General features: G+C 63.9%; 12 protein-coding genes and 1 tRNA gene. 6 read left to right on the top strand and 7 right to left on the bottom strand.

What is annotated here, in order from left to right; genetic code table 11:
- Positions 1–13: 13 nt before the first annotated feature.
- Both EJ072_RS13880 and EJ072_RS13875 read right to left on the bottom strand, forming a co-directional pair.
- A tRNA-Arg gene (locus EJ072_RS13880) sits at positions 14–90 on the bottom strand.
- A 280-nt stretch (positions 91–370) separates the two neighbouring features.
- Positions 371–1,861, bottom strand: a complete 1,491-nt coding sequence (locus tag EJ072_RS13875) for a HAMP domain-containing sensor histidine kinase (RefSeq protein ID WP_126080191.1) — start codon at positions 1,859–1,861, stop codon at positions 371–373.
- Between the two features lie 253 nt (positions 1,862–2,114).
- Between EJ072_RS13875 and rpmH the strand changes: the two genes are divergently transcribed.
- The 3 genes from rpmH to yidC are packed head-to-tail and all read left to right on the top strand — an operon-like array spanning position 2,115 to position 4,466.
- On the top strand, positions 2,115–2,249 hold the full coding sequence (rpmH, locus tag EJ072_RS13870) for a 50S ribosomal protein L34 (protein ID WP_008833937.1): 135 nt from the start codon (positions 2,115–2,117) through the stop codon (positions 2,247–2,249).
- A gap of 16 nt (positions 2,250–2,265) precedes the next feature.
- The gene (gene rnpA, locus EJ072_RS13865) at positions 2,266–2,619 is read left to right on the top strand and encodes a ribonuclease P protein component (RefSeq protein WP_112128961.1); all 354 of its coding nucleotides are present in this window, start codon (positions 2,266–2,268) and stop codon (positions 2,617–2,619) included.
- A 14-nt stretch (positions 2,620–2,633) separates the two neighbouring features.
- Positions 2,634–4,466, top strand: a complete 1,833-nt coding sequence (gene yidC, locus EJ072_RS13860; protein WP_126080190.1) for a membrane protein insertase YidC — start codon at positions 2,634–2,636, stop codon at positions 4,464–4,466.
- Positions 4,467–5,124: 658 nt separating this feature from the next.
- On the opposite strand, the gene EJ072_RS13855 is transcribed toward yidC, so the two are convergent.
- From EJ072_RS13855 to EJ072_RS13845, 3 genes are read right to left on the bottom strand one after another with little or no spacing between them, the layout of a single operon-like run.
- Entirely contained in the window at positions 5,125–6,669 is a 1,545-nt protein-coding gene (locus EJ072_RS13855) for a DHA2 family efflux MFS transporter permease subunit (protein WP_126080189.1), read from the bottom strand.
- Positions 6,666–7,961, bottom strand: a complete 1,296-nt coding sequence (locus tag EJ072_RS13850) for an HlyD family secretion protein (protein ID WP_126080188.1) — start codon at positions 7,959–7,961, stop codon at positions 6,666–6,668. The genes EJ072_RS13855 and EJ072_RS13850 overlap by 4 nt, the downstream gene beginning before the upstream one ends.
- The gene (locus EJ072_RS13845) at positions 7,954–8,418 is read right to left on the bottom strand and encodes a MarR family transcriptional regulator (protein ID WP_126080187.1); all 465 of its coding nucleotides are present in this window, start codon (positions 8,416–8,418) and stop codon (positions 7,954–7,956) included. The genes EJ072_RS13850 and EJ072_RS13845 overlap by 8 nt, the downstream gene beginning before the upstream one ends.
- A 167-nt stretch (positions 8,419–8,585) precedes the next feature.
- Here EJ072_RS13845 and EJ072_RS13840 point away from each other — a divergent pair, with 167 nt between their 5' ends.
- The 3 genes from EJ072_RS13840 (at position 8,586) to yihA (ending at position 10,350) form a co-directional block, all read left to right on the top strand.
- A complete protein-coding gene (locus EJ072_RS13840) occupies positions 8,586–8,900 on the top strand; it encodes a hypothetical protein (RefSeq protein ID WP_126080186.1) in 315 nt (104 codons plus the stop codon).
- 143 nt (positions 8,901–9,043) lie between these two features.
- Positions 9,044–9,682: a CatB-related O-acetyltransferase gene (locus EJ072_RS13835; protein WP_126080185.1), complete on the top strand. Its 639-nt coding sequence runs from the start codon at positions 9,044–9,046 to the stop codon at positions 9,680–9,682.
- Positions 9,683–9,708: 26 nt separating this feature from the next.
- Complete coding sequence (gene yihA / locus EJ072_RS13830) at positions 9,709–10,350, top strand: ribosome biogenesis GTP-binding protein YihA/YsxC (protein ID WP_126083623.1); 642 nt, start codon at positions 9,709–9,711, stop codon at positions 10,348–10,350.
- 31 nt (positions 10,351–10,381) lie between these two features.
- Here yihA and EJ072_RS13825 read toward each other — a convergent pair whose 3' ends face one another.
- Together EJ072_RS13825 and EJ072_RS13820 are read right to left on the bottom strand one after the other, a co-directional pair.
- On the bottom strand, positions 10,382–12,802 hold the full coding sequence (locus EJ072_RS13825) for a DNA translocase FtsK (RefSeq protein WP_126080184.1): 2,421 nt from the start codon (positions 12,800–12,802) through the stop codon (positions 10,382–10,384).
- Positions 12,803–12,999: 197 nt separating this feature from the next.
- On the bottom strand, positions 13,000–13,698 hold the full coding sequence (locus tag EJ072_RS13820; protein WP_189343303.1) for a TetR/AcrR family transcriptional regulator: 699 nt from the start codon (positions 13,696–13,698) through the stop codon (positions 13,000–13,002).
- Between the last annotated feature and the right edge of the window lie 14 nt (positions 13,699–13,712).

The following is a 13,712-nucleotide window of genomic DNA, read 5'->3' as shown; positions in this document are numbered from 1 at the left end:
ATGGCAGCGGAAATGGCGCGCCCGAAGAGATTCGAACTCCTGACCCCCAGATTCGTAGTCTGGTGCTCTATCCAGCTGAGCTACGGGCGCGCAACAGGCCGTGTGTGACACAAGCCTCGCGTTCCGGTCGAGACGGCCGGCCGCGATGTGGAGTGTTCCCTAACGACTGAATTTGAGAATTGCAAGCCGATCCGGCAAAAGTTTTGTCGCAGGCGGTTCCCCGATGTGGAGGTGTGCCGAGATTCAGGTCAGGCCGAGACGAAAATGGTGGATTCCGAGAACCGGAGCGGAGCGTACTTAAAGTACGTGAGCACCGGAAGCGCAGGAAGCTGTCATTTGCAGGCCGGCATCACCTGAATATCGGTACACCTCAAGCGGGGCGGCGCAAGCCGTTGCGCGCTTGGTCGAGCCGGACCGGCTGGTCGGGGATGGTGACGGCGAAGACGGTGCGGCCGCCGATCGATTCGACAAGCTCGACCGAGCCGCCATGGGCGCGGATCAATTCGTGCGCGATCGCCAGGCCGAGGCCGGTGCCGCCGCTGCGCGCCGAGCCCCGGAAGGCGGCGAACAGGTTCTCGCGCGCCTTGGGGGGCAGGCCGGGGCCGGTGTCGGTGACGGTGATGCGGCTGACGCTGCCGTGACGCTCGGCCGCCACCGCCAGCCGGCGCACAACCGTCCTCTCCGTATCGGCGGCCATCGCCTGAATGGAGTTGCGGCACAGATTGGTGAGCACGCGGAAGAGATGGTCGGAATCGGCGTCCACCTCGAAGGCATGCTCGACGGCGTTGATGAACTCGATGCCTGTCTCGATGTCGAGCAGGCCGTGCACGTCGTCGACCAACTGGCGCAACCTGAGGCGTCGGCGTGACGGCGCCGGCTCCTGCGTGCGGCCATAGGCGAGCACGCCCTCCGAATAGGCAACGGCGCGGTCGAGCGCGCGCACAAGTTTCGGCGCGAAGGATTGCACAGTCGGATCCTTCACCTGGCGCAGGCGGTCGGACATCAGCTGCGCGGAAGCCAGGATGTTGCGCATGTCGTGATTGATCTTGGAGACGGCGAGGCCGAGGTCGGCGAGATGCTTCTGTTCGGAAAGCATCTTCTGCAGCCGGTCCTGCATCTGCGCCAGCTCGCGCTCGGCCACGCCGATCTCGTCGGCGCGCTCGGTCGGACAGATTATGCGCCCGGGATCGTCTGGCGCCTCGGAGAAGGACAGGATCGAGCGCGTCATGGTGCGGATCGGCCCGATCATGATCAGGTCGATCGCCGCATAGACGAGCATTGCGGTGAACAGCGAGATGAGCAGCGAGACGACGGCGACATTGCGCGAGTATCTGAGCATAGCGTCGCGCAGACGGTAATCCGGCATGATCAGCTCGAATTCCTTGTCGCTGTCGCCGACCGGGCCGAAGACGCGCAGCATGCGCTTGCCGCCGAAGAACAAAGTGTCGAGCGCGCCGGTCATGCCGTTGACCAGGCCGACATTGGCGATGTCGATATGCTCGTCGACCTGCGGCGGCATGTCGGAAACGACGAGCAGCCGCGACACGCCGCCGTCGCGCACGGCGATCGCCTTGGCGCCGATCGCCATCAGCACATCGTTCTGGGCATTGTGCGACAGCGCGTTGGGCTCGCCCTGCAACAAAACGATCGACACGGCGGCGGCGGTGCTCAACCGCTCCTTCAGCCAGTTCACCCGGTAGCTGGCGATCCAGGGCAGGAAGATCAGGATTTCGGCCAAAAGCACGAACGCGATGGTGAGCAGAAGAAGCTTTGTCGACAGGCCGCGCGACAGCGGCACCCGGCGCGTCGGGTTTGCCGCCGGGGTTGCCTTCTCGTTCGTGGACAGAGTTTCACTCGTCATTGACGCGCATTCACAAAGGCTTGATCGGGCAAGATTATGCGATTTGCGGCTTTTTTGCCAATTTCATCGTCACCCCGCAAAAAATTGCCTCGCGGCGGGCGGATTGACTTCCAAAAACCTTCTTTCTATAAGCCCGCTCACGCTCGGGCCATTCGTCCCGGCGCGGTTTCGATCGCGCCTAAGCCGGCCCGGCAAAGCTCCTGTTACAGAGTGACAGAATCAAGAAGGGCCGCACCCCGCGGTATTAAAACAAATGAAGCGTACATACCAACCGTCCAAGCTCGTCCGGAAGCGCCGGCATGGTTTCCGTGCCCGCATGGCCACCAAGGGTGGCCGTGGCGTCGTTGCTGCCCGCCGTAATCGCGGCCGCAAGCGGCTCAGCGCCTGAACGAAAGACGAGATCGTTGCCCGCAACCGGCAAGCCAAAGGGGAAAACTCCCGGGCGGCTTCTGAAACGCGCGGACTTCCTGGCTGTGCGCGGCGGCGAGAAACGCCGCGGACGGCTTTTTCTCGTTGAAGTTCTCGACCGCGGCGACGACCTTGCGCCGCGTGTCGGCTACACCGTCACCAAGAAGGTCGGCAACGCCGTGGTGCGCAACCGCGTCCGGCGGCGGCTGAGGGAAGCCGTGCGCGTTCACGCCGCCGATGACATGGCGCCCGGCAATGATTATGTCATCGTCGGGCGTGAAGACGTGCTCGCCACTCCGTTCGGCCAGTTGAAGGCCGAGCTTTCCCGCCGGCTACGCGGCGCACGATAGGCCAAGGGCTTTCGATGGAAAACAACCGCAATTTCTTCATCACCATCGCGCTGTCGGTGTTGATCCTGACGCTCTGGCAGGTGTTCTACATGAACCCCAAGATGGAGCAGCAGCGCGAGCAGGCCCGCATCGAGCAGCAGCGCGTCGAGGCGCAGAAGAAGGAAGCGGGCGGCGGCGCCAATTCCGGCGCGACCGGAACGTCGGCCCCGGCGGCCGGCAGCGTTCCCGGCGCACCCGGCGGTGAAGCGGTGACCGCCGCCAGCCGCGACCAGGCCATTGCCGCCACCAAGCGCGTCAAGATCGACACGCAAAGCCTCGAAGGCTCGATCAACCTGACCGGCGCGCGCCTGGATGACCTGAAGCTCAAGCACTATACCGAGACGGTCGACAAGAATTCGCCCGAGATCGAGCTGCTCAACCCGTCGTCGCTGCCCAACGGCTATTTCGCCGAGATCGGCTTCGTCGGCAACGATGCGACCGGCGCTGTACCGGGCGCGGATACGGTGTGGAGCGTCGAAGGCAATCCGACGCTGACGCCCTCGACGCCGGTGACGCTGACCTTCACCAACGACAAGGGCCTGACGTTCAAGCGCACCATCTCTATCGACAACGAATATATGTTCACCGTTTCCGACACGGTGCAGAATTCGGGAACGGCCGCCGTCTCGCTCTACAATTACGGGCGCGTCACCCGTTTCGACAAACCGGCCGTCGCCAGCACCTATGTGCTGCATGAAGGTCTGATCGGCGTGACCGGCAGCGAAGGGCTTACGGAGTACAAATACGCGGCCATCGAGAAGGACAAGGAAGTCAAGCCAGGCAAATCGACCGATGGCTGGCTCGGCATCACCGACAAATACTGGGCCGTGACGCTTGTGCCGACGGAGAAGCAGCCCTTCCAGCCGAAATTCTCCTATTTCGAATTCAAGGACGGGCCGCACAGCCACAGCTATCAGTCAGACTTTCTGTCCGACGCGATCAGCGTCGCGCCGGGACAGTCGACGACGATCGAGTCCGAAATCTTCGCCGGCGCGAAGGAAGTCTCGACCATCAACGCCTATGAAAAGGACCGGCACATCCGCCAGTTCGACCTGCTGATCGACTGGGGATGGTTCTATTTCATCACCAAGCCGATGTTCTGGCTCATCGACACGCTCTACAAATTCTTCGGCAATTTCGGCCTGGCGATCCTCGCCACCACCGTCGTCGTCAAGGCGATCTTCTTCCCCCTGGCCAACAAGTCCTACGCCTCAATGGCGAACATGAAGAAGGTGCAGCCGAAGATGGTCGAGATCCGCGAGAAATACGCGGACGACAAGATGAAGCAGCAGCAGGCGATGATGGAGCTGTACAAGACCGAGAAGATCAATCCGCTGGCCGGCTGCTGGCCGGTGGCGCTGCAGATCCCGGTCTTCTTCTCGCTCTACAAGGTGCTCTACATCACCATCGAGATGCGGCACGCGCCCTTCTTCGGCTGGATCCACGACCTTGCGGCGCCCGATCCGACGTCGATCTTCAACCTGTTCGGCCTGCTGCCCTTCGCGGCGCCCGCCTTCCTGCCGCATATGGGCGCCTGGGCGGTGGTGATGGGCATCACCATGTTCCTGCAGATGCGCATGAACCCGGCGCCGCCGGACCCGACGCAGGCGGCGATCTTCACCTGGATGCCGGTGATCTTCACCTTCATGATGGGCTCGTTCCCGGCAGGCCTCGTCATCTACTGGGCCTGGAACAACACGCTGTCGATCCTGCAGCAGGGCGTGATCATGAAGCGCCAGGGTGCCAAGATCGAATTGTGGGACAATCTGGCGGCGATGTTCCGCAAGAAACCATCGCCGGCGGAATAGAAGGCACCCGACCTTACAAAGCGAACCCCGGCCATTGGCCGGGGTTTTTCGTTGGAGATGCCAACGGGACTGCGCCAACATTCGCGATTGGCCGTGGCTTTACATCCCGGAGCGACGCGCGCAGACCCTTACTATCACGCTAAGGCGTTGTAACGGTTACAGAATTCTGCACCCTCACACTCTGCCGCAAAGGTCACGGAATGGATCCTCGGGTCAGGCCCGAGGATGACGACGTCACGGAGGTTTTCGGTCAATCACCAACGTCGGCGGCATTTTGGGGCAAGGCGATCGCGATGGCTTTTGGAGTTCAGATAACCGGCATGCCTTGATCGCCGTCATCCTCGGGCTTGTCCAGAGGATCTACCGGCCTCTCTGAACTGGACGCGCTACATCCTCCGCATGCGGCGGCGGATGCTCGGGACAAGCGCGGGGATGACGGCATTGCGTTGGCCTTCGCCGATAAACCCATACGTGACCTCGATACACCAGAATGATTTTCGGCAAATTGTCCGAGGCTGGTGAAACTCCGCCCGCCCCCGCTTCGTATGATTCCCGTCCTCCCCAAAAAGGGCCGGGCGGCTTCCGGCGCAGCGACGCCGGTGTTTGGGAGGCTGGTCCGGCAGACCCGGGGTCCCGCGGGCGGCGGGATCCCGGTCCTTTATTCCATGACCGCGCTGTGATCGACCTTGGCCGGGGCGCCGGGCTTGCGCAGCAGAAGCACCAGCGGGATCGCGGCCAAGGACAGGATCATCATCAGCTTGAAGTCGTCGACATAGGAGATGATCGTCGCCTGCAGCGTGACGTGGCCGTCGAGCGCGGCGCGGCCGGCGGCGGTGTAAGGGCTCAGCGCCTGCGAGACCGCCGCATCGCCGAAGGCCGGATTGTAGGGCGTCACATAGGTGGCGATGTTGGCGTGGTTGATCTGCTGGTTCTGCGTCAACAGCGCCGAGACCACCGAGATGCCCACGCTGGAACCGATGTTGCGCGACAGGTTGTAGAGGCCGGTGCCTTCCGCCCGTCGCTCCGGCGCCAGCGTGGCGAAGGTGATGGTGGTGAGCGGCACGAACAGGAAGCCCAGCCCGGCGCCCTGGATGAAGCCGGTGCTGATGATCGTCCATTGCGAGACGTCCGGCGTCCAGCCGGTCATGTCGTACATCGCCCAGGCGGTGATGGCGAGGCCGATGAACAGCAGCCAGCGCGTGTCGACCTTGCCGACCAGCCGGCCGACCAGGAACATGCAGGCCATGGTGCCGAGGCCGCGCGGCCCCATGACGATGCCGGCCGTCACCACCGGGTAGCCCATCAGCGTCTGCAGATAGGGCGTCATCAGGGCCAGCGAGGCGAGATAGGTGATGCCGATGATGAAGATGAAGATCATGCCGACGGCGAAGTTGCGGTCGAGGAACAGCCGCGGGTTCACGAAAGTGTCGCGCGCGGTGAAGGTGTGGACGATGAAGATGTAGAAGGCCGACGCGCAGACCAGCGCCTCGACAATGATCTCGGCCGAGGAGAACCAGTTGAGCTGCTCGCCACGGTCGAGGAACATCTGCAGCGAGGCGATGGCGAGGCTGAGCATGCCGAAGCCCAGCCAATCCAGCCTGGCCTTGAGGTCGAGCTTGGTTTCCTGGACGAACATGGAGACGCCGATAAAGGCCAGCGCGCCGACCGGCACGTTGATGTAGAACACCCAGCGCCAGGAGACGTTCTCGGTCAGCCAGCCGCCGATGACCGGCCCCAGCACCGGGCCGACCATGACCGAGACGCCGAACAGCGCCATGGCCGAGCCGCGCTCCTCGACGCTGTAGATGTCGAGCAGGATCGACTGCGACAGCGGCACGAGCGCCGCGCCGAACAGGCCTTGCAGCAGGCGGAAGCCGACGATCTGCGGCAGCGACTGCGAGAAACCGCACAACACGGAAGCGACGACGAAGCCGGTGATCGCCACCAGAAGGATGCGCTTGCGGCCGAAGCGATTGGCGAGATAGCCGGACGGCGGCGTCATCACCGCGGCGGCCACGATATAGGAGGTGAGCACCCAGTTGATCTGGTCGGCGCTGGCCGAAACGCTGCCCTGGATATAGGGCAGCGCGACATTGGCGATGGTGGTGTCCAGCGCCTGCATGATGACCGCCAGGATGACGCAGGCGGTGATGGCGCCGCGATTGGCGACCACGGGCGCGCCTGTCGCGGAAGCCGTTGTCATGACTTTGGTCCGGATTGCTTGAGGAGGTTGGCGATGAAATCGGGCAGGCCGCGGGCATGGCCGGTGCCGATGTCGACCACCGCGCTCATGCCGCCGCGCAGCGGCGGCTTGCCGTCCGGATCGTCGATCGTCACGCGCATCGGAATGCGCTGCACGACCTTGACCCAGTTGCCCGAGGTGTTCTGCGCCGGCAGCAGCGAGAAGCTGGACGACGATGCAGGGCTGATCGAGCCGACGGTGCCGTGCCAGACATCGCCCGGATAGCCGTCGATGCTGATCGTCGCCTTCTGTCCCGGCCGCACATAGGTGAGCTCGGTTTCCTTCGGCTCGGCGGCGATCCAGATGTCGGTCGACGACACCAGGCTGAAGGCCGGCTGCGAGGCCGGCAGGTATTTGCCGACCTGCAAGGCGTCGACATTGGTGACGATGCCGTCGAACGGCGCCTTGACGACGGAATCGTTGAGGTTGCGCTGCGCGTCGTCCACCGCCGACTGGGCCTGCAGGTAGAACGGGTTCTGCTCGACCGGCTGGCTGGCGTCGCCGCCGAGCTGGGCGAGCATTGCCTGCGCCTGCGCCTTGGCGACGGTCACCTTCTGGCGGGCCGCGATCAGATCGTGCTGGGCGCTGTCGAATGTCGCCTTGGAGGCGGTCGAGGTCTTGAGCAGATCCTGCTGACGCTGGAAGGCGGACTCGTAATAGGGAATGTCGGCCTCGGCCTGGTCGATCGAGGCCAGCGACTGCTGGTAGCTTGCCTGCAGCGTCAGCACCTGGTTGCGCACCGTGCCGAGCTGCGCCTTGGCGCCGGCGAGCGCGGTCTCGAAGGAGGCGGGCCGCAGCCGGAAGAGCACGTCGCCCTTCTTCACCGCCTGGTTGTCGTGCACATCGATCTCGTCGACGGTGCCGGAGACGTCGGTCGACACGCCGAGCGACTGCGCCTGGATATAGGCGTTGTCGGTGGTCATGATCTGGCCGCCGACGACATAGTAGTAGCCGCCGGCCACCAGAGCGACGGGCAGCAGCGCGAACAGGATCGGCCGGGTGAGGCCGCGGCGCGGCTTGGCGGGAGCGGGCGGAGTTACGGTGACGGAAGCCGGCTTCGGCTGCGCCGAAGGCGCCTCCAGCGTCGCCGGCTCCGGCGCCACGGGCGCTTCCAGCTCATCGTCTTCGACGACAGGCGGATTATTGCCGCGCCTTTGCTCGCGCTGGCTGTCCAGGCGAATGACCTGGTCGCTTGCTCTTTCGCCGGCATTTTCTCCGTCGGCGGGCTTTCTGGGTGAGGTTCCTTCAGACATGGACTTTCTCCCGGTCGACGGCCGGCTGGGTGCAGGCCTCGAGCAGATTGGATTTGATCAGGCAAAGGGTTTGCAGCAGTTGCTGCTGCGCGTCCGCGGACAGGCCGGCGAAGGCTTCGTCACGCGTTTTCCGGCCGTTGCTGCGCATCACCTCAATCAATGGATGCGCCTGCGGGGTCAGATAGAGGAGCCACGCCCGGCGGTCGGCAGGATCGGGCCGGCGCTCGATGAAGCCGCGCGCTTCCATCTTGTCGAGCAACCTTGCGAGCGTGATCGGCATGATCTCGATGAGGTCGGCCAGCTTGTTCTGGTGGATGCCCTCATGCACCGAAAGAAAGGCCAGCACCTGCCATTGCGCGCGGGTCAGCCCAAAGGCGCGCGAGCGCTGCTCGAACCACTTCCTGAGCAGGCGCGCGACATCGTGCAGCACGAAGCTGATATTGGGCGAGGAGGGCATGGGAGAACTTCGGGGCCGGCGGACAAACTTTCGTGAGCATGCTTATTATCATCATGCACATAATCCCGCTGGACGCCGAGCGCAAGACCGACTAAGGCGCTTGCTAAAAATATCGCATAGGCCAGAACCCGGCCCGCTCGGCTTGGGTTTTCGGCAAGGACAAGACAATGAACCGGCTCAAGATCACCATGCTGGCGCTGCTCATGGGATACGCTTTTCCGGCCGCCGCGAAGGACGCGGTGAGCTGCGGCGGGGCGGCGATGCTGGGCGGCGCGCAGCTCAACTGCAGCCACGTGCAACCCAAGGCGCCGCCGCAATTCTGCACCTTCAGCTGGGCACTGCACACGATGACCAGCGACCAGAAAATCGTCGAAGGCAGCTTCTCGCTGCCGCCCGGCGCGTCGAACGTCCAGGTCTATCAGGGCAGCGGATTCGACAGCGCCCTTTCCAACCCGATCGTGATCTGCCGCGGCAATCATTGAACAGTTGTGCCGGGGCCGGATCACGTTAGTTTGATCGGACGTTGACCGCGCCGGAACGCATTGTCTTTCTGTTTTTACGCAATTCCGGACGGAAAAACCGCTCACACTTTTCCTGGAATTGCTCTAGCCACGGAGGGACCGCGATGACCGGACCCAATCCCAACATCAAGCATCCGATCGCGACGTATCCGCGCGTCGGCTTCCTGAAGGGGCTGGTGACGTCGCCCAACATCGAGATCGGCGACTTCACCTACTATGACGATCCCGATGGTCCCGACAAATTCGCCCAGAAATGCGTGCTGCACCACTATGACTTCATCGGTGACCGGCTGGTGATCGGCAAGTTCTGCGCCATCGCGGAAGGCGCGCGCTTCATCATGAACGGCGCCAACCATGCCATGTCCGGCTTCTCGACCTATCCGTTCAACATCTTCGGCCACGGCTGGGAGGAAGGGTTCGATCCTGAGACCTGGTCGAAGGAGATCCGCGGCGACACGAACGTCGAAAATGACGTGTGGATCGGCATGGATGCGGTGACCATGCCGGGCGTCAGGATCGGCAATGGCGCCATCGTTGCGGCGAAATCGGTTGTCACACACGACGTGGCGCCTTATGCGATCGTCGCCGGCAATCCGGCAAGGACAGTGAAGATGCGCTTCGACGAATTCACGGTGCGGCGGCTTTTGAAGGCGGCCTGGTGGGACTGGCCGGTCGACAAGATCAGCCGCAATCTCAACGCTATCCGCGGCGTCGACATTGCAAGACTGGAGGCAGCGGCTTGAGCGCACCCGACACGAAAAGCGACAAGATGGCGGTTGATCCGGAGCTGTTCACCCGCGGCTGGATCTTCATCCGCGGCGTGCCATCGATGAAGTTCCTGCCGCCGGAAGGCCCGCCGGAGATCGCCTTCGCCGGCCGCTCCAATGTCGGCAAGTCGTCGCTGATCAACGCGCTGGTCGGACACAAGGGCCTGGCGCGCACCTCGAACACGGCGGGGCGCACGCAGGAGCTCAACTATTTCGTGCCGGACGGGTTCTCCGGCGAAGGCGCCGACCTGCCGCCGATGGCGCTGGTCGACATGCCCGGCTACGGCTATGCCAGCGCGCCGAAGGACAAGGTCGATGAGTGGACGAAGCTCATCTATGAATATCTGCAGGGCCGCGTGACGCTGAAGCGCGTCTATGTGCTGATCGACGCGCGCCACGGCATCAAGGCCAAGGACGAGGAAGTGCTGACCCTGCTCGACAAGGCGGCAGTGTCCTACCAGGTGGTGCTGACCAAGACCGACAAGATCAAGGCCGCCGGCGTGCCGAGGCTGATCGAGGAGACGCTGGCCAAGATCAAGAAGCGGCCGGCCGCTTTTCCCGTGGTCCTGGCGACATCATCGGAAAAAGCCTCGGGTCTCGACGAGTTGCGCGCCGCGATCGTGCTGGTGGCGAACGGCGGCTGACGCCGTCCGCCTGAGGCCGATCAGCCGCGAATCACTCCGTCTCTTCGCGTTCGGGCTCGCGATCGCGCCGGCCGGTGAGGATCTCGCGCTTGCCGACATGGTTGGGGGCGCCGACCAGACCTTCCTTCTCCATGCGCTCGACCAGCGAGGCGGCGCGGTTGTAGCCGACGCCGAGGCGCCGCTGGATGTAGGAGGTCGAGCATTTCTTGTCGCGCTTGACCACCTTGACCGCTTCCTCAAAGAGCGCATCGCCATCCTCCTCGGCGATCGCGCTCTTGTCGAAGACCGGGCCGGCATCGGCCGCCTCTTCAGCCTCCTCTTCGTCGGCGGTGACGGTGTCGAGATATTCAGGACGCCCCTGCGCTTTCAGATGCGCCACGACATGCTCGACCTCGAGATCGGAAACGAAAGGACCGTGCACGCGCGAAATGCGTCCGCCGCCGGCCATGTGCAGCATGTCGCCCTGGCCGAGCAGCTGTTCGGCGCCCTGCTCGCCCAGGATCGTGCGGCTGTCGATCTTGGACGTAACCTGGAAGGAGATGCGGGTGGGGAAATTGGCCTTGATCGTGCCGGTGATGACGTCGACCGAGGGGCGCTGCGTAGCCATGATCAGGTGGATGCCCGCGGCGCGCGCCATCTGCGCCAGTCGCTGGATGGCGCCTTCGATCTCCTTGCCGGCCACCATCATCAGGTCGGCCATCTCGTCGACGATGATGACGATATAGGGCATCGGCGCGAGGTCGATCACGCGTTCCTCGAACAGCGGCTCGCCGGTGCCCTTCTCGAAACCTGTCTGCACCCGCATGGTCACGACCTCGCCCTTGTCGCGGGCGCTTGCCGCGCGCTGGTTGTAGCCGTCGATGTTGCGCACGCCGAGGCGCGCCATCTTGCGGTAGCGGTCCTCCATCTCGCGCACCGCCCATTTGAGCGCCGTGACCGCCTTCTTGGGATCGGTGACGACCGGCGTCAGAAGGTGCGGGATGCCGTCATAGACGGAGAGTTCCAGCATCTTGGGATCGACCATGATGAGGCGGCATTCCTCCGGCTTCATTCGGTAGAGTAGCGACAGGATCATGGTGTTGATGGCGACCGACTTGCCGGAACCGGTGGTGCCCGCCACCAACAGATGCGGCATCTTGGCGAGCTCTGCGATGACCGGTTCGCCGCCGATCGTCTTGCCGAGGCCGAGCGCCAGCTTGCAGGAGGTGTTGCGGAAACCGGCCGATCCGATCAGCTCGCGGAAATAGACCGTTTCGCGCGTCTCATTGGGCAATTCGATGCCGATCACATTGCGGCCCGGCACCACGGCGACGCGCGCCGAGATCGCCGACATCGAGCGGGCGATGTCGTCGGCAAGGCCGATGACGCGGCTGGATTTCACGCCCGGCGCCGGCTCGAACTCATAGAGTGTGACGACCGGACCCGGCCGGACATGGATGATCTCGCCTTTGACGCCGAAATCCTCCAGCACGCTCTCGAGCAGATCGGCATTCTGCTCCATGCGCTCCTGCGACATGTAGAAGCCCTGGCCTTCCGGCGGCATCTGCAGGAGCTCCTCGGAGGGAAGCTCATAGCCGACGGAAGCCGGCAACGGCACGACCTCGCCGGCAATGGGCAAGGAGGGTGCCTGCCTCGCCATCCTTGCGCTTGCCGGTGCCGGAGTCGTGATGGCCTCGGCAGGTATCGGCTGGGCGGCCACTTGGGACGGCGTCGGCGCCGGAGCAGGGCTTATATCCGCCGCGTTGGAGCGCCACTCGATGACCCGATAGAGTGATGTCGCCTCGCCCATGAAGGCGGCGCGAGGCGGCATCGGTCGCGCCGCCGGCGCCGGCATCGGCCTGACGGGCGGCGACACTGGCACTGCGGAGGCCTGGCCCGCTTCATTCAGGCGCGTCCGCGCCAGGCGCTCGGCGAGGAAGGGCATGCCGAATTCGAAGAAGGCGTGATCGGAAAGATAGGACCAGCGCAGTCCGCTCGGGCGCGGCTTTTGTGCCGGAGCGGCGGTGGGCTGGAGCGGCGCAGCGGGAGCGACGGGCGTGGCGGCGGAAGGCGCGATGACCGGTTTCGCTTGCGCCGGCGCCGCGGCTCGAGCCGCAGGAATCGTCCGAACTGAATTGGCTGGCGGCGGAGCCGGCGGTGCAGGCCGGACGGGCTCGCGGGCCGGTGTCCTGGCCGGCGCGGCATCTTCCTGCGGGGCGGCTCGCCGGGCGAGATCGGTGTCCGGTGTGCGGGTGAACCGCACATTGGGCGCAAGGAAAAAATAGTCCTGCCAAGCCGGGCGGCTGAACTCGCCATCGTCCGATTCGCTCGCCGGCGCGACGCGCAACGCGACCACCTGCCCAGTTTGCGTCTGCGGAACCCCGCTCCGGCGCCCGTCCGCGCCGTGATCGTCGTCGCCCTGATAAGCGGAAGCGCCGGAAAGATTGGCACGGGGAAAGCGCATGGATGTCATACTCGAGACTCGCCGATTGAACGTCCCCCGAGACATAGGAAGCGATGGTTAACAGGTCCTTCCGAATGCGCGTGCCGGAGGGATGCCTACCAATATTTTCAGAGGGGTCGGGGGGACGATCGCGACGAGCGTCACAAGACACGGCGAGGCCTCCCAGCCTTGCTTCGCACGCTTTGGGATTCACATGCCCGGAGTGGTCAGGCCGATTGCAGCGCCTTTTCCTCGGCGAGGAATTTTTCCGTGCCGTAGGCCTTGAGGAAGACGTCGACGCCGGATTTCACGATACGCTCGATCTCGGCCTGGGTCGGCGCCTTGGTGCGGTAGGAAAAGATGCACTGGCGAAACAGGCCGGCGAGGCAAAGCTCGGTGAACTGATAGGCGGCAACGTCGACATCGTCGATCTTGAGCAGGCCGCGTTCAATGGCTTCATTGAGGAAAGCCATGACCTTGTCATGGCCCCGCTTCGGGCCGCGCTCGTAGAAACGCGCGCCGAGCTCGGGAATCCGGTCGGCGGCGCCGACGACGGTGCGCTGGGCCTGGATGACCTTGGCCGAAGTGATCTTGATCGAAAGCGCCATGCCGAACTTCACCAGCGTCTTGCGCAGGTCCTCGAAATGATCGAGCACCTCATACAAGTTCTTGAAGATGGTGCCGCGTTCTTCCTCGATGAGAGCCTCGAACAGCTCTTCCTTGTTTTCGAAATAGACGTAGATCGTGCCCTTGGAGACGCCGGCCTCGCGCGTGATGTCGTTCATCGAGGCGGCCTCGAAGCCTTTGTCTATGAAGACGCGGCGGGCGCCTTCGATGATCTGGGCGCGCTTGACTGGGTCCTGCCCGGCTGCCGGCCGGCCCTTGCGTAAGTCGAGCAGATCGCTATCGGCTGTCGTGTCGACCATGGAAGTCATTCCTT

This window comes from Mesorhizobium sp. M2A.F.Ca.ET.046.03.2.1 (genome assembly GCF_003952425.1).
Lineage (GTDB): Bacteria > Pseudomonadota > Alphaproteobacteria > Rhizobiales > Rhizobiaceae > Mesorhizobium.
The sequence above is the reverse complement of the archived record's forward strand: the minus strand, read 5'-3'. Positions and strand labels throughout refer to the sequence as shown.